This is a genomic window from Nocardioides sp. Z38_18 (genome assembly GCF_058215695.1).
Map to the genome: position 1 here is coordinate 598,736 of NZ_JBZAJE010000001.1, position 22,798 is coordinate 621,533.

At 70.9% G+C, this 22,798-nt stretch carries 19 protein-coding genes and 1 tRNA gene; 16 read left to right on the forward strand and 4 right to left on the reverse strand.

The features are described 5' to 3' along the window. Nucleotides 1-31 precede the first annotated feature (31 nt). From AC4BGC_RS02960 to AC4BGC_RS02975, 4 genes are read left to right on the forward strand one after another with little or no spacing between them, the layout of a single operon-like run. Nucleotides 32-1,066, forward strand: coding sequence for an iron-siderophore ABC transporter substrate-binding protein (locus tag AC4BGC_RS02960; protein ID WP_490554234.1), 1,035 nt, complete (start codon nucleotides 32-34; stop codon nucleotides 1,064-1,066). After that, complete coding sequence (locus AC4BGC_RS02965; RefSeq protein WP_490554235.1) at nucleotides 1,063-2,109, forward strand: FecCD family ABC transporter permease; 1,047 nt, start codon at nucleotides 1,063-1,065, stop codon at nucleotides 2,107-2,109. The genes AC4BGC_RS02960 and AC4BGC_RS02965 overlap by 4 nt, the downstream gene beginning before the upstream one ends. After that, complete coding sequence (locus AC4BGC_RS02970) at nucleotides 2,106-3,155, forward strand: FecCD family ABC transporter permease (RefSeq protein ID WP_490554236.1); 1,050 nt, start codon at nucleotides 2,106-2,108, stop codon at nucleotides 3,153-3,155. Before AC4BGC_RS02965 ends, AC4BGC_RS02970 begins: the two co-directional genes overlap by 4 nt. Next, entirely contained in the window at nucleotides 3,152-3,958 is an 807-nt protein-coding gene (locus AC4BGC_RS02975) for an ABC transporter ATP-binding protein (RefSeq protein ID WP_490546218.1), read from the forward strand. The genes AC4BGC_RS02970 and AC4BGC_RS02975 overlap by 4 nt, the downstream gene beginning before the upstream one ends. On the opposite strand, the gene AC4BGC_RS02980 is transcribed toward AC4BGC_RS02975, so the two are convergent. After that, nucleotides 3,948-4,562: a 5-formyltetrahydrofolate cyclo-ligase gene (locus tag AC4BGC_RS02980; protein ID WP_490554238.1), complete on the reverse strand. Its 615-nt coding sequence runs from the start codon at nucleotides 4,560-4,562 to the stop codon at nucleotides 3,948-3,950. The genes AC4BGC_RS02975 and AC4BGC_RS02980 overlap by 11 nt on opposite strands. A 22-nt stretch (nucleotides 4,563-4,584) precedes the next feature. On the opposite strand from AC4BGC_RS02980, the gene AC4BGC_RS02985 reads away from it, so the two are divergent. The 7 genes from AC4BGC_RS02985 to AC4BGC_RS03015 all read left to right on the forward strand — a co-directional run bounded on the left by AC4BGC_RS02985 (nucleotide 4,585) and on the right by AC4BGC_RS03015 (nucleotide 9,995). Beyond that, entirely contained in the window at nucleotides 4,585-5,970 is a 1,386-nt protein-coding gene (locus AC4BGC_RS02985; RefSeq protein ID WP_490554240.1) for a UTP--glucose-1-phosphate uridylyltransferase, read from the forward strand. Between the two features lie 10 nt (nucleotides 5,971-5,980). Further along, complete coding sequence (glp, locus tag AC4BGC_RS02990; protein ID WP_490554241.1) at nucleotides 5,981-7,228, forward strand: molybdotransferase-like divisome protein Glp; 1,248 nt, start codon at nucleotides 5,981-5,983, stop codon at nucleotides 7,226-7,228. A 12-nt stretch (nucleotides 7,229-7,240) separates the two neighbouring features. Then, nucleotides 7,241-7,720, forward strand: a complete 480-nt coding sequence (gene moaC / locus AC4BGC_RS02995) for a cyclic pyranopterin monophosphate synthase MoaC (RefSeq protein ID WP_490546214.1) — start codon at nucleotides 7,241-7,243, stop codon at nucleotides 7,718-7,720. 5 nt (nucleotides 7,721-7,725) lie between these two features. Beyond that, the gene (locus AC4BGC_RS03000; protein WP_490555706.1) at nucleotides 7,726-8,196 is read left to right on the forward strand and encodes a MogA/MoaB family molybdenum cofactor biosynthesis protein; all 471 of its coding nucleotides are present in this window, start codon (nucleotides 7,726-7,728) and stop codon (nucleotides 8,194-8,196) included. Between the two features lie 14 nt (nucleotides 8,197-8,210). Next, complete coding sequence (locus tag AC4BGC_RS03005) at nucleotides 8,211-8,816, forward strand: GNAT family N-acetyltransferase (RefSeq protein ID WP_490554242.1); 606 nt, start codon at nucleotides 8,211-8,213, stop codon at nucleotides 8,814-8,816. A gap of 61 nt (nucleotides 8,817-8,877) precedes the next feature. Further along, nucleotides 8,878-9,756, forward strand: a complete 879-nt coding sequence (gene sepX, locus AC4BGC_RS03010) for a divisome protein SepX/GlpR (RefSeq protein ID WP_490554243.1) — start codon at nucleotides 8,878-8,880, stop codon at nucleotides 9,754-9,756. A 166-nt stretch (nucleotides 9,757-9,922) separates the two neighbouring features. Beyond that, nucleotides 9,923-9,995 (forward strand) — tRNA-Ala (locus AC4BGC_RS03015). Between the two features lie 205 nt (nucleotides 9,996-10,200). Here the strand turns inward: AC4BGC_RS03015 and AC4BGC_RS03020 are convergent. Further along, on the reverse strand, nucleotides 10,201-10,926 hold the full coding sequence (locus AC4BGC_RS03020) for an aspartate/glutamate racemase family protein (RefSeq protein ID WP_490546211.1): 726 nt from the start codon (nucleotides 10,924-10,926) through the stop codon (nucleotides 10,201-10,203). Between the two features lie 85 nt (nucleotides 10,927-11,011). On the opposite strand from AC4BGC_RS03020, the gene AC4BGC_RS03025 reads away from it, so the two are divergent. The 4 genes from AC4BGC_RS03025 to AC4BGC_RS03040 all read left to right on the forward strand — a co-directional run bounded on the left by AC4BGC_RS03025 (nucleotide 11,012) and on the right by AC4BGC_RS03040 (nucleotide 16,965). Continuing rightward, nucleotides 11,012-11,902, forward strand: coding sequence for a LysR family transcriptional regulator (locus AC4BGC_RS03025; protein ID WP_490554245.1), 891 nt, complete (start codon nucleotides 11,012-11,014; stop codon nucleotides 11,900-11,902). Nucleotides 11,903-12,045: 143 nt separating this feature from the next. Continuing rightward, the gene (locus AC4BGC_RS03030) at nucleotides 12,046-13,236 is read left to right on the forward strand and encodes an NAD-dependent epimerase/dehydratase family protein (protein WP_490554246.1); all 1,191 of its coding nucleotides are present in this window, start codon (nucleotides 12,046-12,048) and stop codon (nucleotides 13,234-13,236) included. After that, nucleotides 13,236-15,050: a hypothetical protein gene (locus AC4BGC_RS03035; protein ID WP_490554247.1), complete on the forward strand. Its 1,815-nt coding sequence runs from the start codon at nucleotides 13,236-13,238 to the stop codon at nucleotides 15,048-15,050. Before AC4BGC_RS03030 ends, AC4BGC_RS03035 begins: the two co-directional genes overlap by 1 nt. Before the next feature lie 7 nt (nucleotides 15,051-15,057). After that, a complete protein-coding gene (locus AC4BGC_RS03040) occupies nucleotides 15,058-16,965 on the forward strand; it encodes a glycosyltransferase family 2 protein (protein ID WP_490554248.1) in 1,908 nt (635 codons plus the stop codon). A 50-nt stretch (nucleotides 16,966-17,015) separates the two neighbouring features. Here the strand turns inward: AC4BGC_RS03040 and AC4BGC_RS03045 are convergent, their stop codons facing one another. Then, complete coding sequence (locus AC4BGC_RS03045) at nucleotides 17,016-18,248, reverse strand: TerC family protein (protein ID WP_490546206.1); 1,233 nt, start codon at nucleotides 18,246-18,248, stop codon at nucleotides 17,016-17,018. Between the two features lie 245 nt (nucleotides 18,249-18,493). Here AC4BGC_RS03045 and AC4BGC_RS03050 point away from each other — a divergent pair, with 245 nt between their 5' ends. Further along, the gene (locus AC4BGC_RS03050; protein ID WP_490554249.1) at nucleotides 18,494-20,452 is read left to right on the forward strand and encodes a S9 family peptidase; all 1,959 of its coding nucleotides are present in this window, start codon (nucleotides 18,494-18,496) and stop codon (nucleotides 20,450-20,452) included. Here AC4BGC_RS03050 and AC4BGC_RS03055 read toward each other — a convergent pair. Next, nucleotides 20,442-22,766, reverse strand: coding sequence for an MMPL family transporter (locus AC4BGC_RS03055; RefSeq protein WP_490554250.1), 2,325 nt, complete (start codon nucleotides 22,764-22,766; stop codon nucleotides 20,442-20,444). The genes AC4BGC_RS03050 and AC4BGC_RS03055 overlap by 11 nt on opposite strands. Nucleotides 22,767-22,798: the final 32 nt, after the last annotated feature.

Sequence of the window (22,798 nt, forward strand, 5' to 3'; positions counted from 1 at the left end):
CCTTACCTACTTAGCAGAATGGAGCACCATCATGCGCACACCGCGCCTGCTGGCCGTGGCCACCTCGGTCGCCCTCGCCGTGACCCTCAGTGCCTGTGGCAGCTCGTCGGACGACGGGGACGCCGGCTCCGGGTCCGACGCCGGGTCCGACGCCTTCCCGGTCACGATCAAGCACGCCCTCGGCAAGACCGAGATCACGTCCAAGCCCAAGCGGGTCGCCGCGGTGGCGTGGGCCAACCACGAGGTGCCGCTGGCACTCGGGGTGGTCCCGGTCGGCATGAGCAAGGCCACCTGGGGCGACGACGACGCCGACGGCGTCCTGCCGTGGGTGGAGGACAAGCTCGAGGAGCTCGACGCCAAGACCCCGGTGCTCTTCGACGAGACCGAGGGCATCGACTTCGAGGCCGTGGCCGACACCAAGCCCGACGTGATCCTCGCGTCGTACTCCGGCCTGACCGACAAGGACTACGAGACGCTGAGCAAGATCGCCCCCACGGTGGCCTACCCGGAGATCGCCTGGGCCACCTCGGTCCAGGACATGATCGAGCTCAACAGCACGGCGCTCGGGATGAAGGCCGAGGGCGAGAAGCTCATCGCGGACCTCGACAAGCAGGTCGGTGACGCCTTCGCCAAGTACCCGGTGCTGAAGGACAAGAGCCTGATCTTCTCCTACTTCGACCCCGCCGACATGAGCAAGATCGGCTTCTACACCACCAACGACACCCGTCCCGGGTTCATGGAGTCGGTCGGCATGAAGATGCCCGCCGCGGTGACGAAGGCATCCGAGGGCAGCGACGAGTTCCTGGGCAGCGTCAGCTCCGAGAACGCCGACCAGTTCAACGACGTCGACGTCTTCGTGACCTACGGCGACCCGGACGGCAAGATCCTCAAGGGGATCAAGTCCGACGCCCTGCTCAAGCAGATCCCGGCGATCAAGAAGGGCGCCGTGGCCGTGCTCGAGGAGAACACCCCGCTGGCGGCCTCGGCCAACCCCTCGCCGCTGTCCATCCCGTGGGGCATCGACAAGTACTTCGCCCTGCTGGCCGCAGCTGCTGAAAAGGCGTGACGCAGACACCCCTGCGAACGATGCCGCGGGACGTCGCCCCCGGGCGGCGTCCCGCGGCAGGGCGGGCGCTGTGGATCGTGGTGGCCTTCGGGCTGCTGGCGCTCGCAGCGCTCGCCTCGGTCGCCTTCGGCGCTCGCGTCGTCTCCCTCGGCGACGTCCTCGCCGCCCTGGGAGCCGGCAGTGACGGTCTCGCCCAGGCGGCGGTGGAGAAGCGGATCCCGCGCACCCTGCTCGCGATGCTGGTCGGCGCGGCGCTGGGCACCGCCGGGACGGTGATGCAGGGCGTGACCCGCAACCCGATCGCCGACCCCAGCATCCTCGGGGTGACGACCGGGGCCTCGCTGGCCGTGGTGACGGGCATCGCCTTCTTCGGGCTCTCGTCGTCCACCGCCTACATCTGGGTCGCGATCCTCGGTGCCGCCCTGGCGGCGCTGTTCGTCTACGCGGTGGGCTCCCTGGGACGGGGCGGTGCGACCCCGCTCAAGCTCGCCCTCGCGGGAGCAGCCACCTCGGCGGCGCTCACCTCGCTGATCAGCGCCATCCTGCTCCCGCGCATCGACGTGATGGACCAGTTCCGGTTCTGGCAGATCGGCGGGGTCGGCGGCGCGTCGTACTCCAAGCTGGGCCAGGTCCTGCCGTTCCTCGTCGTCGGCGCGGTGATCTGCCTGGCCACGGCCCGCGGCCTGAACTCCCTGGCCCTCGGTGACGACGTCGCCGCGGGACAGGGCGAGCACGTCGCCCGGACCCGAGTGATCGCGTTCCTGGGTGCGGTCACGCTGTGCGGTGCGGCCACCGCGGTGGCCGGGCCGATCGCGTTCGTCGGCCTGATCGTGCCGCACGTGTGCCGCCTGGTGATCGGCATCGACCACCGCTGGCTGCTGCCGAGCTCGGCCGTGGTCGGCGCGCTGCTCCTCACCACCGCCGACGTCATCGGCCGGGTCGTGGCCAGGCCCACCGAGATCGACGTCGGCATCGTCACCGCGCTGATCGGAGCCCCGGTGTTCATCTCGATCGTCCGCCGGCAGAAGCTGCGTGCGCTGTGAGTACCCAGCCGGTGCGCGACTCGGCGGCCCGGACCGTGGCCCAGTCGCGGGTACGCCGCAGCCGCCGCCGTGCCCTGACCAGCGTGAACCTCGCCGTGATCGCCGTGGTGCTGTTCGCGGTGAGCCTGATGGTCGGGCAGACCTTCTACGGACCCGGTGAGGTCCTCCGCGTGATCATGGGCGAGGTCGTGCCGGGCGCGTCGTTCACGGTGGGGGAGCTGCGGCTGCCGCGGACCGTGCTGGCGGTGCTCACCGGCGCCTGCTTCGGCATCGCCGGCACCACCTTCCAGACCATGCTGCGCAACCCGCTCGCCTCGCCCGACGTGATCGGGATCAGCTCCGGGGCCAGCGCAGCCGCCGTGATCGCGATCGTGGTGCTCTCGGTCGACGAGACCGTGGTGTCGCTGATGGCGATCACCGCGGCCCTGGTCACCGCGCTGCTGATCTACGTGCTGGCCTACAAGGACGGCGTCGTCGGCACCCGGCTGATCCTGATCGGCATCGGGATCGCCTCGATGCTGGACAGCGTCGTCGCCTACGTCATCGTGCAGGCCGCGGCGTGGGACCTGCAGACCGCGATGCAGTGGCTCACCGGCAGCCTCAACGGCGCCACCTGGGGCGAGGTAGGTCCCCTGCTGGTCGCCGTCGTGCTCGTCGCGCCGATCCTGCTCGCCCAGTCGCGCAACCTGACGCTGATGCAGCAGGGGGACGACTCCGCGTCGGCCCTCGGCGTCCGGGTGGAGCGCACCCGCATCCTGTCGATCGTCGCCGCGGTCGCGCTGATCGCCTTCGCCACCGCCGCGGCGGGCCCGATCGCGTTCGTCGCGTTCCTCTCCGGCCCGATCGCGGCCCGCATCGTGGGCAGTGGCGGGTCGCTGATGGTCCCCGCGGCCCTGGTCGGGGCGGTGCTCGTGATGGCCGCCGACCTCGTCGGCCAGTTCGCCTTCGGCGCCCGCTACCCCGTCGGGGTGATCACCGGCACCATCGGTGCGCCGTACCTCGTCTACCTGCTCGTCCGGAACAACCGTGCTGGAGGGTCACTGTGACCGACCTACATTCCCTGAGCCTCGAGGGCGTCACCCTCGGGTACGGCGACCGCACGGTCGTCGAGAGCTTCGACCTCGTCGTCCCCCCGGGACGGATCACCGCGATTGTCGGGGCCAACGCGTGCGGGAAGTCGACCCTGCTGCGCTCGATGGCGCGGCTGCTCTCGCCGCAGGCGGGCCGGGTGCTGCTCGACGGCAAGGACCTGCACCGCCTCCCGACCAAGGAGGTCGCCCGGACGCTGGGGCTGCTCCCGCAGTCGCCGATCGCCCCCGAGGGCATCGTGGTCGGTGACCTCGTCTCCCGCGGCCGCCACCCCCACCAGGGCTTCCTGGCCCGCTGGACCCCCGCGGACGACGACGCCGTCGCCGAGGCGCTGGCGGTGACCGAGACCACCGAGCTGGCCGACCGGCCGGTCGACGAGCTCTCGGGCGGGCAGCGCCAGCGGGTGTGGATCGCGATGGCACTGGCCCAGCGCACCGACCTGCTGCTGCTCGACGAGCCGACCACGTTCCTCGACGTGAGCCACCAGATCGACGTCCTCGACCTGCTCACCGACCTCAACCGCACCCGCGGCACGACGATCGTGATGGTGCTGCACGACCTGAACCTCGCGGCGCGCTACTCCGACCACCTCGTCGCGGTCCGGGCCGGACGGCTGCACGCCGCCGGCGATCCGCACGAGGTGCTCACCGCCGAGGTGGTGCGCGACGTGTTCGGGATGGAGAGCCAGGTCAAGCCCTGCCCGGTCTCGGGCAAGCCGATGGTGCTGCCGATCGGGCGGCACCACTCGCTCACGGCGTAGGCCCCGCCTGGGACGCCCCGCGGCCGAGGCGGGTGACGCCCAGCTCGGTCGCCACGGCCGCGACGGGCCGGTCGTGGTCCTCGTGCGGCACGGTGTCGAGCACCTCCTCGGAGTTGAGCAGCACGCACACGAAGGTCCCCACGGGCACCCGGGCCAGGGCCCGGTCGTAGGACCCGCCTCCCCGGCCCATGCGCACGCCGTCCCTGCCGACCGCCAGGCCGGGCACCAGGAGCACGTCCGCGGTGGCCACCGCGGAGCGGCCGAGCGGGGGACCGGAGGGCTCGAGCAGCCCGCGGCGGGCCGTGTGCAGGTCCTCCGGGCCGGCGTACGGCGCCCAGTCGAGGTCGTCGTCGCCCTGCAGCAGCGGGAGGATCACCCGCTTGCCCTGCTCGCGCAACCGGTCGAGCAGCGGCCCGGTGCCGGGCTCGCTGGAGACCGAGACGTAGGCCGCGACCGTGGCGGCGTCCCGGACCTCGGGAGTCGCCACGAGATGGTCGGCCAGCGACCGGGCGCGCTCGCCCAGGACGGTCAGCGGGAGGTGCTTGCGAGCGGTCAGGACCTGGTCGCGGAGCGCTAGCTTGGCGGCAGCGATGTAGTCGGGCACGCGATCAGCCTACGATCGGCACATGACATCGAAAGGACTGCGGCAGGCCACCGAGAAGATGCAGGCCGCGGGCGTGGACGACCTGGCCATCCAGGTGTTCGCGCACTACTACCGACAGCTCGAGCACGGCGAGAAGGGCATGATCGCCGAGAGCACGATCGAGCCGCTGGACATGCCCTCACTGGACGACGTCGAGGTGAGCGAGGAAGCGGCCGCGAAGGCGATCGGCGCCACCGTCGTGATCAAGCTCAACGGTGGCCTCGGCACCTCGATGGGGATGGCCCGCGCCAAGTCCCTGCTGTGCGTGCGCCGGGGACTGTCGTTCCTCGACGTGATCGCCCGGCAGGTGCTCCACCAGCGCCGGGAGTACGGCGCCACGCTGCCGCTGATCTTCATGAACAGCTTCCGCACCTCGGCCGACACCCTCGCCGCGCTGGAGCGCTACCAGGACCTCGCTGTCCCCGGGCTGCCCCTGGAGTTCCTGCAGAACAAGGAGCCCAAGCTGCGCGCCGACGACCTGCGACCGGTCAGCTGGCCGCGGGACCCGTCGATGGAGTGGTGTCCGCCCGGGCACGGCGACATCTACACGGCGCTGATGTCGAGCGGGCTGCTCGACCAGCTCATCGACGCCGGCTACCGGCAGGCGTTCGTCTCCAACTCCGACAACCTCGGTGCCGTGGCCGACGCGCGGGTCGCCGGGTGGTTCGCCGAGTCGGGTGCGCCGTTCGCGATCGAGGCCGTGCGGCGTACCAAGTCCGACCGCAAGGGCGGCCACTTCGCCCGCCGCAAGGCCGACGGGCGGATCGTGCTGCGCGAGACGGCGCAGACGGCCAAGGCCGACCTGGAGGCGCTGGGCGACCTCGACCGGCACAAGTACTGCTCGACCAACAACCTGTGGTTCGACCTCGAGCGGATGCGCGACGAGAGCCGTCGCCGTGACGGGATCCTCGGGCTGCCGCTGATCCGCAACGTCAAGAACGTCGACCCGAGCGACTCCTCGAGCCCCGAGGTGATCCAGATCGAGACCGCCATGGGCGCGGCGATCGAGGTCTTCGACGACTCCCGCACGATCGAGGTCGGCCGGGACCGGTTCGTGCCGGTGAAGACGACCAACGACCTGCTGGTGCTCCGCTCGGACGCCTACGACCTCGGCGAGGACTTCGTCCTGGACCAGGTGGCCGAGACGCTCCCGTTCATCGACCTCGACGAGCACTACAAGCTGGTCGAGGACTTCGACAAGCGGTTCCCGACCGGGGTCCCGTCGCTGAAGGGCGCGGAGTCGCTGGTGGTCTCCGGCGACTGGACCTTCGGCAAGGGAGTCCGGATCCGGGGCGCCGTCGAGGTCGAGGGTGCGCACGGCCGGATCGAGGCGGGCCAGGTCCTCGGTGAGGAACCCACCGCGGACTAGGGTCGTGCCCATGCCTGTCGAGCCGCCCCCGGACCTGCTGCCGGTCGAGGACCACCTCGAGCGAGTGCTCAGCGGCATCGAGCCGATGCAGCCCTTCGACCACCCGCTGATGGACGCGATCGGCCTGCCCGTGGGGGAGGACGTCGTCTCCCCGGTCTCGCTGCCGGTCTTCGACAACTCCGGCATGGACGGGTACGCCGTGGCGTTCCGCGACGTCGCCGAGGCCACCGGTGAACGGCCCGTCCACCTGCCGGTGGTCGGTGAGATCGCGGCCGGGCAGGCCACGATCTTCTCGCTGACGCCGGGCACCGCCGTGCGGATCATGACGGGGGCGCCGGTCCCCGCCGGGTGCACCGCCGTGGTCCCGTTCGAGTGGACCGAGGAGCAGGGCCGCGAGGTGCTCATCCACCGGGCGCCCGAGGAGGGCCAGCACATCCGTCGCGCCGGCGAGGAGGTCTCCAAGGGCGACGTGCTGATGCGTCGCGGTGAGGTCATCGGCACCCGGCAGGTCGGGCTGCTCGCCGCGGTCGGCCTCGGCCGGATCTCCACCTCGCCCCGGCCCCGGGTGGTGGTGATGTCGACCGGCTCCGAGCTCGTCGAGCCCGGACGGCCCCTGGGGCACGACAGCATCTACGACGCGAACAGCTACCTGCTGGCGGCGGCGGTCCGCGCGCACGGCGGCAGCGCGTACCGGGTGGTCGCCAGCTCGGACGACCCCACCGCGTTCACCGAGGCGCTCACCGACCAGCTGGCGCGGGCCGACCTCGTGGTCACGAGCGGCGGCGTCAGCAAGGGCACCCACGACGTGGTCAAGGAGGTGCTCGCCGAGCTCGGCACCGTGGACTTCCTCGAGGTGGCGATGCAGCCCGGCAAGCCGCAGGGGTTCGGCGTCGTCGGCGAGGACCGGACTCCCATCTTCACGCTGCCGGGCAACCCGGTCTCGGCGTACGTCTCCTTTGAGATGTTCGTGGTCCCGGCCCTGCACAAGCTGATGGGCCGCGAGCCCGCCGGGCGGCGGCTGGTGACCGCGACCGTCCAGACCTCGCTGCGCTCGATGCCGGGCAAGCAGCAGCTGGTCCGGGCGAAGGTCGAGCTCGGCGCCGAGGGGGTCCGGGTCACCCCCGTCGGTGGCGCGGGCTCGCACCTGATCGCCGGCCTCGCCGAGGCCGACGCGCTGATCGTGCTGGCAGAGGGAGTCACCCGGATCGACCAGGGTGACCAGGTCCCGGTGCTGCTGCTCGACCGGCCGCTGGACTGAGGGAGGAACCACATGGAGCGCTTCACCCATCTCGACGAGTCCGGTGCGGCCAGGATGGTCGACGTCTCCGGCAAGGACGTCACCTCGCGATCGGCCACCGCGACCGGCCGGGTGCTGGTCTCCCCAGCGGTGGTGGAGGCGCTGCGCGGGGACGGGGTGCCCAAGGGCGACGCCCTCGGGGTGGCTCGCGTCGCCGGGATCATGGCCGCCAAGCGGACCCCCGACCTGGTCCCCCTGTGCCACCCGCTGTCCATCTCCGGGGTCACCGTGGACCTCGAGGTCCACGACTCCGGGGTCACGATCACCGCGACCGTGCGCACCACGGACCGCACCGGGGTGGAGATGGAGGCGCTGACCGCGGTCTGCGTCGCGGCGCTGACCGTGATCGACATGGTCAAGGCGGTCGACAAGAACGCGGAGATCACCGACGTGCGGCTGGAGGAGAAGACCGGCGGGAAGAGCGGCACCTACAGGCGCGAGGGCTCCCGGTGACCTCGCTGCCCGCGGCGGTCGTGGTCGCCTCGAACCGCGCGGCGGCCGGGGTCTACGAGGACACCACCGGCCCGCTGATCGCCGAGGCGCTGCGCGGCGCCGGCTGGACCGTGGGCGACCCCGTCGTCGTACCGGACGGGGAGCCGGTGGGGGAGGCGATCCGTGCGGCCGTGCAGTCCGGGGCGCGGGCCGTGCTGACCACCGGGGGGACCGGTCTCACCCCGACCGACCTCACCCCCGAGGTGACCCGCGGCCTGCTGGAGCGCGAGGTCCCCGGGATCGCCGAGGCCATCCGGGCGCACGGCATCGGCAAGGGCGTCAGCACGGCGGCGCTCTCCCGTGGGGTCGCCGGCACCCTGGGGGGCGCGCTCGTGGTCAACCTCCCCGGGTCGCGCGGCGGCGTCAGGGACGGCCTCGAGGTCGTCGTACCACTGCTGCGGCACGCCGTCGAGCAGATCGTGGGGAGCGACCACTGAGCGCCGGCTGGCCGGTGGTGCTGGATGCCGGCGAGGTGCGGTTGCGGCCGATCAGCCGGCACGACAAGGACGTCTGGCGGCGGGTCCGGCAGGCGAACGCCGGCTGGCTCGGCCGCTGGGACGCGACCGCGCCCTCCCGCAGCCAGGTCCAGCCGCGCAGCTACGGGGCGATGGTGCGCCAGATGCTGATCGAGGCGAAGGCCGGCCGGCAGCTGCCGTTCGTGGTGGAGTTCGGCGGCCGGTTCGTCGGGCAGGTGACGGTGAGCAACATCGTGCGGGGATCGGCGCAGTTCGCCTCGATCGGCTACTGGATCGACCAGGAGTACGCCGGGCGCGGGATCACCCCGGTGGCGGTGGCGCTGGCGATCGACCACTGCTTCGGCCCGGTGGGGCTGCACCGCATCGAGGTGGCGGTGCGGCCGGAGAACACCTCCTCGCTGCGCGTGGTGGAGAAGCTCGGCATCAAGGAGTTCGGGTTCGCCCCTCGTTTCCTGCACATCGACGGCAACTGGCGCGACCACCGGCTGTTCGCGATCACCCGCGAGGAAGTGCCGCTGGGACTGCTGAAACGCCTCGAGAGCACCCGCCGATCACAAGATTCACAACAGTCACACGAGTGATCTCCCGACACACCGCCACGCATGCGGCTCCGGGCCCAGCCCCCCTCGTATCGTCAGCCCCGTGGACTTGTCAGCAGTAATCTTCGTCGTGCTCGCCGTCGCCTGGGCGCTCTACCTGATCCCGAAGGCGCTCAAGCACCACGACGAGCTGGCCAGTGACCGCCTCGTGGAGGGCCACTCCGACAAGGTGCGCATCCTCACCCGCAAGGCCAAGGGCGGCCAGACGCAGGTGGTCGAGGTCGAGACCGAGCACGTCGAGACGATCGAGAAGACAGTCACTGCTCCCCGGCGCACGAAGCCCGCTGCCCCGAGCGTCCCTGCACAGACGCGTCCCCTCGTGACCCGTGCCGCGGCCCGCAAGGCGGCCCAGCGCCGCCGCCGGGTGCTCGGGCTGCTCGTCGCGGCACTCGCCGTCGTGTGGGCCCTGACCTGGTTCGCCTACCTGCCGATCTGGGCGCCCGCCGTCCCCGGGGCACTGGTGGTCGGCTGGCTGGTCCTCGCCCGGCTCTCGGTCCGCAAGCTCAACGCCCGCCGGTCCTCCGCCGTCGTGGCCCCGTCGGTCCCCGAGGCCGTCCCGGCCGACGCGATCGAGGTCGCGGTCGAGGTCGAGCACGCACCCGCGCCCGTCGAGAAGGTCCAGCACTCGCAGGACCTCGTCGACCTGCTCGCCGAGGACACCGTGGGCCTGGAGCGTGCGGAGATCGAGGCCGCACTCGCCGACGACGGCTCCCTGTGGGACCCGCTGCCGCTGACGCTGCCGACCTACGTGAACAAGGCTCGCGCCCGTCGTACGGTCCGCACGATCGAGCTCACCGGGATGAACAGCTCCGGCCACGACGAGGCCGACAGCACCCTGGCCCGCGAGGCCGCCGAGTCGGCCGAGGCGGCCTCCACCGAGACCGACACCGGCAACGGCGAGCGCCGGGTCGCCGGAGCCTAGGGCCGCGGCGCCAACCGCATGTAAATCGGGGTTATGGACGCTCATCAAGGTGCCGACCGGGCCTGAAGCGTCCACAACCCTCTCCAACATGCAGGCTGTCAGCAGGGGGCGATTCGGAGGGCCGGCCCTGCCGGTGGTAACTTTTCCCTCGCGCTGAACGGCGCATGGGGCTGTGGCGCAGTTGGTAGCGCGTCTCGTTCGCAATGAGAAGGTCAGGGGTTCGAATCCCCTCAGCTCCACCGACGACGAACCGCCCGTCACCTGCAGCCTGCAGGAGGCGGGCGGTTCTGCTTCTACAGGGCGTGGGCGGAAAAGGGTGCTGCCCGCCGCAATATCCTAACGACGGGCAGCTTGTCTCGGGCCGTCTCGGGGGTCGGCCCGCAAACCTCAGCGATGATGCCGGTCCTGCACCAATAAAGCCATTGTTCGTCCGAAATATGGATTTCACGGAGCCCGTCCGATGCCAGGGGCGGGGGTGCGATCCCCGAGCGCGGCGGCGACGGCGGCCTCGGCGTGGGTCCGCATCGAGTCCAGGACGGGGATCGGTGACTCCTCGGGACTGACGAGCAGCTCGATCTCGGTGCACCCGAAGACCACGGCCTCGGCGCCGGCCTCCCGCAGCCGCTCGATCACCGCGAGGTACGCCGCCCGCGACCGGTCCTCGACCCGGCCGAGGGTGAGCTCGTCGAAGACGATCCGGTCCACCTCCCGGCGCTCGTCGGGGTCGGGTACCTCCACGTCGAGGCCCGCCCGGGCGAGCCGTCCGACGTAGAAGTCCTCCTCCATCACCCAGCGCGTGCCGAGCACGCCGAGTCGAGACCAGCCGGACTCGCGCGCCCGGTCCGCGATCGCGTCGGTGATGCGCAGGAGCGGGACGTCGATGGCGGCCTCCACGTCGTCGGCCACCCGGTGCATCAGGTTGGTGCAGATCAGCACGAGATCGGCGCCGGACCGCTCGCAACGCCGGCCGGCCTCGGCGAGCAGGCGCCCGGCCGCGTCCCAGTCGCCGCGGACCTGGTGCTCCCTGACCTCGGCGAAGTCGAGGGACTCCATGGTGATCCGCGCCGACGCGTGGCCGCCGCGGCGTTGCGCCACGAGCTCGTTGACCACGCGGTAGTACTGCAGCGTCGAGTGCCAGCTCATGCCTCCGATGAGGCCGATCGTCTTCATGCCCTCCATGTTCGCCACCGGTCGGGGCCCTACGGAAGTCCCGAGTTCCTAGGACGACCCATAAGCAGGACTTATGCTCGAGCAGGTGGATGCGAAACGTCTGCTGATCTTCCGTGCCGTGGCCCGGGCGGGCTCGATCAGCGCCGCCGCCCGCGAGCTCGGCTGGACCCAGCCGGCCGTCAGCCAGCACCTGCGGGCACTGGAGCGGTCGGTGGGGTGCGCCCTCCTGCTCCGCGGCGCCGGTGGGGTCGACCTCACCGAGCCGGGCCGGGTGCTGCTCGCGCGCGCCGACGCGATCGCCGTACAGCTGCACATGGCGGGGGAGGAGCTCGCCGACCTGACCGAGCTGCGGCGCGGCCGGGTCCGCCTGGCGGCGTACCCCTCGGCGGCGGCGACCCTGGTCCCGCGTGCGGTGGCGGGCCTGCGGGAACGACACCGCGAGGTCGACGTCGAGCTCGTCGAGGCCGAGCCGCCCGAGGCGATCGCGCAGGTGATCGCCGGTGACGTCGACCTCGCCCTGGTCTTCGGATACGAGGACCTCGCGCCCGTCGAGGCGCCGGGTCTGCTGTGGCACCCCCTGGCCGACGAGCCGGTCTGCCTCGTGGTCGGGGCCGAGCACCCCGCCGCGAGCCGCCGCCGCCTCGCCCTGCGCGACCTCGCCGAGGAGGAGTGGATCGTGGGGTGCGCGCGGTGCCGGGCGCACACGCTGCGGCTGTGCGCCGCCGCCGGCTTCGAGCCTCGCGTGCGGCACGTCAGTGACGACTACGTGGTGGTGCAGAACCTGATCGCGGCCGGGCTGGGGGTCACGCTGCTGCCCCAGTCGGCGCTGGAGGCCTACCGGCACCCGGCCGTGTCCGTGCGCGGGCACGCGTCCTTCGGCACCCGGACCTTCGGCTTCGTGCACCGCGAAGGGGCTGACCGGGTTCCAGCGACGCAGGCGATGATCGCCGAGCTGCAGCGGGCGCCCCGGCCCTGAGCCCGGCTGTGCCCGGGCCGGAAGCGGTCTGGACCGCCCCTGCAGGCGGGGGTCGCCGGTGAGGCCCGCCGGCCGAGTCGGGGCGAAGCCTCGGTGCAGGGCTGCGACCTACGCTGAATGTGGTCAACCCGTGAGGAGAGATCATGAAGGTGCTTGTTCTCGGGGGCGATGGATTCTGTGGCTGGCCGAGTGCGGTGCACCTGTCCCGCGCGGGACACGACGTGACCATCGTCGACAACCTGGTCCGGCGACGGATGGACGAAGAGCTCGGGGTGCAGTCGCTGACCCCGATCCGCACGCTGCCCGAACGGTTGTCGGCCTGGGAAGAGGTCACCGGATCGGTCATCGGGTACGACGACCTCGACCTCGCCCAGGACTACGACCGCCTCCTCGCCCTGCTGGAGCATCTGCGTCCGGACGCGGTCGTGCACTTCGCCGAGCAGCGCTCCGCGCCGTACTCGATGAAGGACAGCGCCCACAAGCGGTACACGGTCGACAACAACGCCAACGGCACGCACAACCTGCTCGCGGGCCTCGTGGAGGTGGGCCTCGACGCGCACCTGGTGCACCTCGGGACCACCGGTGTCTACGGCTATGAGACCTCGCCGGTCGACCTGCCCGAGGGATACCTCGAGGTGAGCTACCCCGATCGTCAGGGCGGCACGGTCACCCGCGAGATCCTCTACCCGACCAAGCCCGGCAGCGTCTACCACCTGACGAAGTCGATGGACCAGCTGATGTTCCAGTACTACGCCGAGAACGACAAGGTGCGGGTGACCGACCTGCACCAGGGCATCGTCTGGGGCACCCAGACCGACGACACCCGGCTCGACGACCGGCTGATCAACCGGTTCGACTACGACGGCGACTTCGGCACCGTGCTGAACCGGTTCCTGATGCAGGCAGCGATCGGCTACCCGCTGACGGTGTACGGCACCGGGGGCCAGACGCGGGCGTTCATCAACATCCAGGACACCGTGCGCTGCGTGCGGATGGCCGTGGAGTCCGGCGACCAGGTGCGGGGCCGGGCGCGGATCATGAACCAGCTCGCCGAGACCCTGCGCGTCGAGGACCTCGCCCAGCTCGTGGCGGGGATGCTCGGCGGGACCGTCGACCACGTCTCCAACCCCCGGGTCGAGGCGGCCGAGAACGAGCTGGCGCTGCGCAACGACAACCTGCGCGCGCTCGGCCTCGACCCGATCCTGGTCGGCGAGGGGCTGATGCGGGAGTCGATCGAGATCGCCAGCCGGTACGCCGATCGCTGTGACCGCTCCAAGATCCGGGCGGAGTCCTACTGGACCCGTGGCCGGCGAGCTGCCGCGGAGGAGGGCTGATGCGCGGGAGGTGGCTGCCGGTGGGGGCGCTGGTCTTCCTCCTCGTGGCGATTCTCGTCGTGGTCGGGGCCGTGCTGGCTCGCCCGAGCTGGTTCAGCAACGACGAGGACAACGTGCCCCCGGATCACGTGTTCAGCACGAGCCTGCTCGACCTGGGGAAGGTGAGAGGGATCCGGCTCAGCGACGACAACTCAACCTCGGGGAGCTTCACCGTCCCGGTGCCGGTCGACTCCCGCCTGGAGCATTCCGTGCTGCTCTTGCGCGGGAACACCGAGGTCGCGCAGGCCAGCACCGTCTTCCTGCGGGTGCTGATCGACGGCGAGTCGGTCTTCGTCTCGGAGCTCGAGCCCGGTGACCGCGAGCTGAAGGCGGACATCGACGTGCCCAGGTGGGCCGTCGAGGACGGTGAGCTGCACGTGCAGCTCCGCACGACGGGCAGTCTGGACCAGCGGCGGTGCAACGTCACCACCGAGATCGGTGCCCTGGTGGCCCTGGACGCCGAGGACACTCGGGTGCGGGGGGAGCTGCTGGACGAGCCGCTGCACACCGTGCGGGACGTGGTCGCGGAGCTGGGGCACGAGGTCACGCTGGTCCTCTCGCCCCGGGCGAGCTCACGCGAGTGGTTCGCGACCGCGGCCCGGCTGGGCGCCTTCCTCACCCAGCGTGGGTACGACGTCTCCTACTCCGAGAGCGTCCCGGACTCCGAGGACCACAGTGAGACCCCGATCCTCCTCGGCCCCCCTGACGCGCTCTCCACCCTGGACTGGGAGACAGCGGCCGACAGCGGCTCGGTTCGGGTCGGGACGCGAGGCGACGTGACGCTGCTCGGTGTGGTCACGCCCGCGGCCGACGTCGTACCGACGTTCCTGACCACGAGCGCGGTCACCACGAGTGACTCCGGCTCCACCGACCCGAGGGCGGCTGCGCCTCAGCGGGCCGTCGGCAGCGGTGCGACCCTCGAGGACCTCGGGGTCGACACGTCGGTGCAGCAGATCTCCGACCGCCGCAGCTGGCGGGTGCCGTACTCGCTGGCGGACCTGCCGGGTGGCGCCGTGCCGGCCTCGTTCCAGATCTCGATGATGGTCCCTGCCACCACCGTCGATGCCCGCTGGTTGGTGGAGGTGCGCCTCAACGACGACCTCCTCGCCAGCTCACGGCTTCCCGGCGCCGGCCGTCAGTCGTTGTCGGTCGCACTCCCGCCCCGGGACCAGCTGGTGCGCAACGAGCTGACGGTGACGCTGATCCGTGACCGCGACCTCGGTGGCTGCAACGTCCGGCAGACCTCCTACGACGTCCAGCTGCTCAAGGAGTCCGCCCTGACCGGCGGCGGGGCAGGCGCCGGCTTCACCGCCGTACCGGCGCAGTACGCCGACGGCTACGACGTCATCGTGCCGAGCTCGGTCCTCGAGGACCCGACCACCGCCCTCGCCGGGCTGGTGCCCACGCTGGGGGAGTTCAGCGGCTGGCGCCAGGAGGCCGTGTTCGCCTGGGACGGCACGCTCCGGGCGCGCCCCTTCCTGTTCTTCGGTCCGCCTCCGGCCCGGACCGCTCCACTGGTCACCCTCGCCGACGGGCGGATCCGCTCCGGCGGCTTCGACCTGTCCTCCTTCGAGGACGGCATCGTGCTGCAGTGCGTACGTGCGGGCCGAGAGCCCGGCATGGTGCTCACCCCAGTCGGTGACCCCGAGGTGGTCGTGCCGCCGTACGGCCGGGAGCAGGCCCGCCTGGTCGCCGGCGGTGGTGGCGGGTTCGTGGTGAGCAGGTCGGGCCGGGTGGTGAGCGCACCCGAGGTGAGGGCGGAGACCCCGAGGTGACGACGCGGTGACCACTCCGGCCGAGGACGGGGCGGGAGAGCCCGGGTCGAGGTCCGAGGAGCTCATCGCTCCCGAGGCCGTTCGTGAGCACTACCGCTCGGTGGACAGCGCCCCCGAGGAATACGCCATGAGGCGCTCACCCCGAACGGTGATCGCGTTCCTCGTCTCGTTCGTGGCGCTCAGCCTCCTGGCGCTGCTCCTGATTGCGGGCCTGATCGGGTCGGGACGGCTGGAGGACCGGGACATCGTGCTGTTCTCCGCTTCCGGGAGCAAGGCGACGATTCCCGTGCGGATCTTCATCCTGGTGTACTTCACGGTGTACAGCCTGACCCTGGCCACCAATCTCTGGCGTCGCCTGTTGGTGTTCCTCGAGCTTGTCGGATCAGTCCTGCTGATCAGCCTGGCCGTCGACCTGCTGACCCTGGCGGCACACCGGATCCCGGGCGTCTCCCCACCGGTGGCCGCGCAACAGATCATCGGCTCGATCATCGCTGTGGCCGTGTTTCCCGTGGTCGTGCTGGCCAACGCCCGGCTTCCCGATCCCGTGCCCGCTCCCGCGCCGACGGCCCGGATCGGCGCCGGAGGCTGGGCCCGGCTGCTGGTGCCGGTGCTACTGGCGGTCGCACTGGCGGTCCATGTGGCGCAGGAGCTGGACGGCGTGGTGTCGGTGATGCGGGCCGTCGCCCTCCTCGGCGGGATCGGCCCCGGCGTGTTCCTGGTCCAGCAGGCAGTCTCGGTGTTCGCCGCGGCGATCGGGGTCGTCCTGGTGGCCAGGGGGAGCCGCTCGCACTTCACCGGGCCGGTCGGCGTGCTGGTCCCCGCCCACAACGAGGCGCACGGGATCGCGGCGACCATCCACGCTCTCGACCTCGCGGCCGGGTCCTACGACGCTCCGGTGCACCTGTACGTCGTGGACAACGCCTCCGACGACGACACCGTCGCCGTCGCGAAAGAGGCCATGGCGCGGACCCGTCACCTGACCTGCACGATGCTCAGCTGTGCCCGGCCGGGAAAGGCCGCGGCCCTGAACCACGGGCTGGACCGGCTGACCGAGCCCTTCGTGCTGCGCCTCGATGCCGACTCCCTGGTCGAGGAGCGCTGCCTGGGCAAGGTGATGCGGCACTTCAGCAATCCCCTTGTCGGTGCCGTGGGGGGTCTGCCGCTGCCGACGCGCACCGAGACCTCCATCGACCGGGTGCGGCTGGTCGAGGTGCTCCTGCGGCACGCCTTCTACCAGGTGGCACGCATGGGGTACGGCGGGGTCGTGGGCGTGCCGGGCATGCTGACGGCGTACCGGGGCTCGGCGCTCGACGAGGCCGGGCCGATCATGCAGGGGATCAACGGTGAGGACACCGACATCTGCATGCGGTTGAACTCGCTGGGCTACCGCTGCGTCGTCGACCCGCGGGCCGTCTACGCCAGCGAGGTCCCCCGCACCTGGGCACACCTGACCGAGCAGCGGATCCGGTGGTTTCGCAGCACCTACCACGTGGCCGCCCACAACCGGCGAGCGTTGCTGCGGCCGGGATCGATGGCGGGGACCGTGGTGCTGCCCTTCGCACTGTTCAACACGGCGCGTCGCGCGATGCTGATCCCGCTGCTCTTCTTCGCCGCGCTGACGCTCAGCATCTTCGAGGTCGCCTTCGCCGGCGTGGGCTGGCAGCCACTGCTGGCCATGGTGATCGGGCTCCCCGCGCTCGTCGCGATCGCGGTGTGTCTGCTGCTGGGTCGGCCGAGGGCCCTGCTCTATCTGCCCGAGTACCTCGTGTTCCGGATGATCCGCAGCTACCTCACCCTGTCCTCGCTGCTCACGATGCGGTTCCCCCCGATTGAGTCCCCGTGGCAGTGGTATCGCGCCCGGGGGAGGCCGGCACCGGACGAGCCCGATTCCCGCCCCGGTCGCACCTCACGCTGACCCGGTCGCTGTTCAGCAGCGTGGACCCCGCGTGACAAGCCGTGTGGCGGCTACGGGGACCCGATGATCTTCGACGGACCGGCGGGGTCCGCCTCGCCCCGCTCGACCGCGGCCTCGTGGCTCGCGCGCGCCCGTTCCAGCAGGGCCATCAGCGCGGGTTCGTCGCGTACCTTCTGGCGGTACTTCGCCCCGAGGTCGACGATCTGGTCACGCTCCTCGAGCAGCAGCTTGAAGATCCGCTCGCGCTCGGCCGGGTCGGCGGTGTACTCCGAGTCCAGGTAGTTGGTCGCGTGCCGGCGGGCGTTGGCGATCGCGTTCTGCGCCTTTCCGGCAGGGCTCAGCAAGGAGGCCGCGACCGTCACGACCAGGACACCCAGGATCACGCTCAGGGAGAGCCCGGTGCTGATCTCGACGACCTTGACGTGCTCACCGTCGTTGATGAACGGCACGTTGTTCTCGTGCAGGGCGTGCAGGATCAGCTTCACGCCGATGAATCCCAGGATCGCCGCCAGGCCGTAGGAGAGGTAGATCAGCCGGTCCAGCAGGCCGTCGATGAGGAAGTAGAGCTGGCGCAGCCCGAGCAGGGAGAAGGCGGTGGCGGTGAACACGATGAACGTGTTCTGGGTGAGGCCGAAGATCGCGGGGATCGAGTCGAGCGCGAACAGGATGTCGGTGCCGCCGATGGCCACCATCACCAGCAGCATCGGCGTCATCACGCGCTTGCCGTTCTCGACGGTGAAGAGCCTGTCGCCGTCGTAGTGCTCGGTGGTGTGGAAGACCTTGCGGGCGAGCCGGATGATGAAGTTGTCGGCCGAGTGCGACTCCTCGCCCTCGGGCTTGAGCATGTTGCCCGCGGTGAGCAGCAGGATCAGGCCGAAGAGATAGAAGATCCAGGCGAAGGAGTTGATCAGCGCGGCGCCGAGGAAGATGAATCCCGTCCGGGCGATCAGCGCGAACACGATCCCGAACAGCAGCACCTTCTGCTGGTCCTCGCGCGGCACCCGGAAGCTGCTCATGATGATCAGGAAGACGAACAGGTTGTCGACCGAGAGCGCCTTCTCCGTGACGTAGCCGGCGAAGTACTCCGAGCCGGGCCCGGTCCCGCCGAACACCAGCACGCCGAGGCCGAAGAGCACCGCCATGCCGACGTACAGCGCGGACCACAGTGCAGCCTCGCGCAGGGTCGGGACGTGGGCCTTGCGGACGTGGAAGACGAAGTCGAAGGCCAGGAGGCCGAGGATCGCGACGATCGTCAGCCCCCAGACGAGAGCCGAAACATCCATCGAGCTGTTACTCCTATACCGGGGATCGACGCGGGCGCTGACAGCGTAAGGAGGCCGACCAAACCTGCTGGTCGGGGCGGACCCAGAACCAGAGAACCACCCGCGGACCCCCATCGGGGGGAAGGGGAACCGCGGGTGGTCTGCTCCCTGAAGAGCACTGTGAGCCTGTCCGGTCGGCGAGGTGGCTAAACATCGATGCGGGCACGACTTGTGGCGGCGCGAAGCCCGATGACTAGGGTCGGAGGATGACTCACGACGCTCCCGTACGACGTCCCTGCGGTTCCTGGTCCACCCCCGTCACCGCGGACGTCGTGGTGCAGCAGGCCAGCGCCGTCGGCGCCGTGGCACTGGATGCCGCGGACGTCTACTGGTCCGAGATGCGGCCCCACGAGGGCGGTCGCACGGTGATCGTGCGGCAGGCCCCGGGTGCCGATCCCGTGGACGTCCTGGACGAGACGGCCAATGCGCGCACCGCCGTCCACGAGTACGGCGGGGGCGCGTGGTGGGTCCGCGACGGCGTCGTCTGGTACGTCGACTGGGCCGACCAGCGGCTTCGGAGGGTCGACCCCGGCGCCGCGCCGGTCGCCGTGACGCCTGCGTCGCCCGAGGGTGGCTCGGTGCGCTGGGCCGACGGCGACGTGCACCCGGTGGACGGCCGGGTGGCCGTGGTCCGCGAGACCCACCCGGTGGGAACGAGCCGCGCGGTGGACGTGGTCAACGAGATCGTCGTGATCGATGCCGCGGGATCGCAGGACACCGTGGTCTCGGGTCCGGACTTCGTCTCCGACCCGCGCTGGTCGCCCGACGGGAGCTCCCTGGCCTGGCTGGAGTGGAACCACCCCTCGATGCCCTGGGACGCCTCGACGCTGAAGGTGCAGACCCCGATGGGGGCGCAGACCGTCGCGGGCGGGGTCGACGAGCCCGCCGAGGGGATCTGCCATCCACAGTGGGCGCCGGACGGTTCCCTGTGGTTCTGCTCCGACCGCGCGGACTGGTGGTCGCTCTACCGCTGGACGCCCGAGGGCGGGGTCCAGCGGATGTTCGAGGAGCCCGGTGACGTCGGTGCTCCCAAGTGGTCCTTCGCGCAGCGGCGCTACGGCTTCCTCGGCGACGGCCGCGTCGTCCTCGCCGCGCTGCACCAGGGCGTCGACACCTTGTGGCTGGTCGCTCCCGACGGTACGGCGAACCGGCTGCCCACCGAGGTGACCCATGTCGCGGACCTGGCGGCCTCGGGGAGCCGGGTCGTGCTGGTCGGCGCCTCACCCGTGCAGGAGCCTGCGGTGCTGGCCTTCGAGGCCGGCGCCCCGGATCGGGTGCAGACGCTCAGCGCCGTGCGCGAGCTGGGCATCGACCCGGAGTGGTTCGCCGTGCCCGAGCACATCGAGTTCCCGGGCGGGGACGGCCGTGCGACGTACGCCAACTTCTACCCACCGACGAACCCGGAGACCCGCCCGCTCGAGGGTGAGCTGCCGCCGGTGCTCGTGATGATCCACGGTGGCCCCACCTCGAACGCGAAGGCGGCTCTCGCCCTCGGGACCCAGTTCTGGACCAGCCGTGGCTTCGCGGTCGTCGACGTCGACTACGGCGGCTCCACCGGCTACGGACGTGCCTACCGCGAACGGCTCCAGGGCCAGTGGGGGGTGCTCGACGTGGGCGACTGCGTGGGCGTCGTGCGATGGCTGGTGGAGCAGAGCCGGGTCGACCCTGACCGCGCGCTGATCCGCGGCGGGTCGGCCGGCGGCTTCACGGTGCTGATGGCGCTGGCGGTCTCAGACGTGTTCGCAGCGGGAGCCGACTACTTCGGCGTCGCGGACACCGAGGCCCTCGCCGAGGAGACGCACAAGTTCGAGTCCCGCTACCTCGACGGGCTGATCGCGCCGTACCCGGAGGGTCGCGAGGTCTACGTGGAGCGCTCGCCGCTCTCGCACCTCGACTCGCTGACCTCGCCGCTGATCGTGCTGCAGGGCTCCGAGGACAAGGTCGTCCCCCCGGCGCAGTCCGAGATGATCGTCTCGGCACTGCGCGCGAAGGGACTTCCTGTCGCCTACCGGCTCTACGAGGGGGAGCAGCACGGCTTCCGCAAGGCGGCGAACATCAAGGACTCCCTCGGGGCCGAGCTCTCCTTCTACTCCCAGGTGCTCGGGTTCGAGCTCCCGGTGCAGGAGGAGATCCCGGTCCTCGAGGTGGAGAACCTCAGACCCTGACCAGCTCCTCGTCCTCGGCCGGGCTGCCGTGCAGCTCGCTCATGTGCGGGCGGTCGAGCTGCTCACCCTCGACGTCGATGTTCGGCAGGATCCGGTCGATCCACTTCGGCAGGTACCACGCCTTCTCGCCGAGCAGGTACATCAGCGCCGGGATCAGCGCCATCCGCACCACGAAGGCGTCGAAGAACACCGCGATCGCGAGCGCGAAGCCCATCGACTTGATGATCGGCTCGTCGATCAGGATGAACGCGGCGAACACCGAGATCATGATCACCGCGGCCGCAGCGACCACCCGGGCACTGTTGCGGAACCCGTCGATCACCGCCTCGCTGGTCGTGGCGCCGTGCACGTGTGCCTCCCGCATCCGGGTCACCAGGAAGACCTGGTAGTCCATCGCGAGGCCGAAGACCAGGCCGATCAGGAAGATCGGCATGAAGCTCACGATCGGCGAGCCCTCCATCAGCCCGAAGGCGCCCTCCTGGAAGACCGCCACGGTGGCGCCCAGGGTGGCCAGCACGGAGAGCAGGAACCCGAAGGTCGCGGTCAGCGGCACCAGCAGCGAGCGGAAGACGAGCGTCAGCAGCAGGAACGCCAGGCCGATGACCACCGCGAGGTAGATCGGCAGCGCGTCCGCGAGCCGCTCCGAGACGTCGGCGGTGATCGCGGTCAGGCCGGTCACCCCGATCTCGGTGCCGGTCTGCTCCTCGATGTCGGACTGGTTGGTGCGCAGGTCCACGAGCAGGTCCTCGGTCTCGGTGTCGTCACCGGCGGCCGACGGGGTCACCAGCACCTGGGCGCCGGTGCCCTCCTCGTTCTGCATCACGACCTGGGCGTTGACGACGCCGGGCTGTGCGTTGGCCCACTCCACGATCTCGCCGTACGCCGTGGGGCGGTCCTTCTCGGCGACGTCACGACCGTCGACGACCAGCACCAGCGGCGCGTCGCGACCCGGCCCGAAGGCGTCGGCGATCAGGTCCGAGGCCTTTCGCTGGGTGGTGTCGGTGGAGGCGGTGCTGTCGTTGGGGAACGCGAGGTGGAGCTCCTTGAGCGGGATGGCCAGGGAGCCGAGCGCCACGACCACCAGCAGGACCACGGCGACCGGGCGTCGCCCGATCAGGCGTGCCCAGCGGACACCGTTGTTCAGCACCTTGCCGCTCGCGTCGCGCTTGGGGTGAGGGCTGCGCACCTGGCCGGCGAAGGCCTTGGACTTCATCATCCCGAGCACGGCCGGGAGCAGGGTCAGCGCCACCAGCACGGCGATGAAGACCGTTGCCGCCGCTGCGATACCCATCGTGGTCAGGAACGGGATCCTGGCCACACCGAGCGCGGCGAGGGCGATCAGGACGGTGAGCCCGGCGAAGACCACGGCGGAGCCGGCGGTGCCCACGGCGATGCCAGTGGCTTCCTCGCGGTCGTCGGTGTGGTCGAGCTCGCTGCGGTAGCGCGCCAGGATGAACAGCGCGTAGTCGATTCCGACGCCGAGGCCGATCATCGTGGCCAGCATCGGGGTGGTGGAGCCGATCTCCATGACCGCCGTCAGGGCGGTGATGCCGGTGATGCCCAGCCCGACACCGAACAGGGCCGTGACCACGGGCAGACCGGCGGCGACCAGGGAGCCGAAGGTGAGGATCAGGACGAGCACGGCGACCGCGATGCCGATCAGCTCGGAGGTGCCTCCGATCTCGAGCACGCCGCTGGTGCCGGACCCGTTCGCCTCGACGGTGAGCCCCTGGTCGCGGGCCTGCGCCATGGTGTCGTTGAGAGCCTCGATGGTGCCGGGCTCGACGTCGGCCACGGTGTCCACGTCGAAGTCCCAGGTGATGGTCCCGACCCGGCCGTCCTTCGACAGCGGCGAGAGTGCCTCGGCGTTGGCCTTGGCGACGGCTGCCGGCTGGCCGGACTGCTCCGCGGACTTGAGGAGCATCTGCTCCTGCGCCTGGGCAGCGACCACCGGGTTCACCGGTCCCGGTGCCTCCGGGTCCTTGCCGTCGGGCATCTGCGGCAGTGCGGCGAGGTCCTCCACGAGGGCGTCGACCTCGGCCTTGTGGTCGGCCAGGGTCTCGCCCTTCGGGGCCGCGACGACCACCTTCACCGAGGCCTGGTCGAAGGCATCCTGGGCGCCGGGGAAGAGCTCGGCCTGCATGTCCGCCGCGCGTTCGGAGGGGATGCCGGGGATCGAGAACGAGTCGCTCATCGGCTTGGAGAGCGTGGCCGCGACGCTGCCGACCGCGATCATCGCGATCAGCCAGCCGGCCAGGAAGAACGGCCACCGCCGGAAGGCGGTCTTGCCGAGGCGGTACAGAAGGGTGGCCATGGGTGGTTCTCCTGGGGGGTGATCGAGTGGAA

Excerpts from the sequence above, each read along its gene's own strand:
- AC4BGC_RS02985 (WP_490554240.1), top strand. The coding sequence starts at position 4,585 with ATGACATCGAAAGGACTGCGGCAGGCCACCGAGAAGATGCAGGCCGCG.
- AC4BGC_RS03045 (WP_490546206.1), bottom strand. The coding sequence starts at position 18,248 with ATGGATGTTTCGGCTCTCGTCTGGGGGCTGACGATCGTCGCGATCCTC.
- AC4BGC_RS03035 (WP_490554247.1), top strand. The coding sequence starts at position 13,236 with ATGCGCGGGAGGTGGCTGCCGGTGGGGGCGCTGGTCTTCCTCCTCGTG.
- AC4BGC_RS03020 (WP_490546211.1), bottom strand. The coding sequence starts at position 10,926 with ATGAAGACGATCGGCCTCATCGGAGGCATGAGCTGGCACTCGACGCTG.
- AC4BGC_RS03050 (WP_490554249.1), top strand. The coding sequence starts at position 18,494 with ATGACTCACGACGCTCCCGTACGACGTCCCTGCGGTTCCTGGTCCACC.
- AC4BGC_RS02960 (WP_490554234.1), top strand. The coding sequence starts at position 32 with ATGCGCACACCGCGCCTGCTGGCCGTGGCCACCTCGGTCGCCCTCGCC.
- AC4BGC_RS03055 (WP_490554250.1), bottom strand. The coding sequence starts at position 22,766 with ATGGCCACCCTTCTGTACCGCCTCGGCAAGACCGCCTTCCGGCGGTGG.
- AC4BGC_RS03030 (WP_490554246.1), top strand. The coding sequence starts at position 12,046 with ATGAAGGTGCTTGTTCTCGGGGGCGATGGATTCTGTGGCTGGCCGAGT.
- glp (WP_490554241.1), top strand. The coding sequence starts at position 5,981 with ATGCCTGTCGAGCCGCCCCCGGACCTGCTGCCGGTCGAGGACCACCTC.
- moaC (WP_490546214.1), top strand. The coding sequence starts at position 7,241 with ATGGAGCGCTTCACCCATCTCGACGAGTCCGGTGCGGCCAGGATGGTC.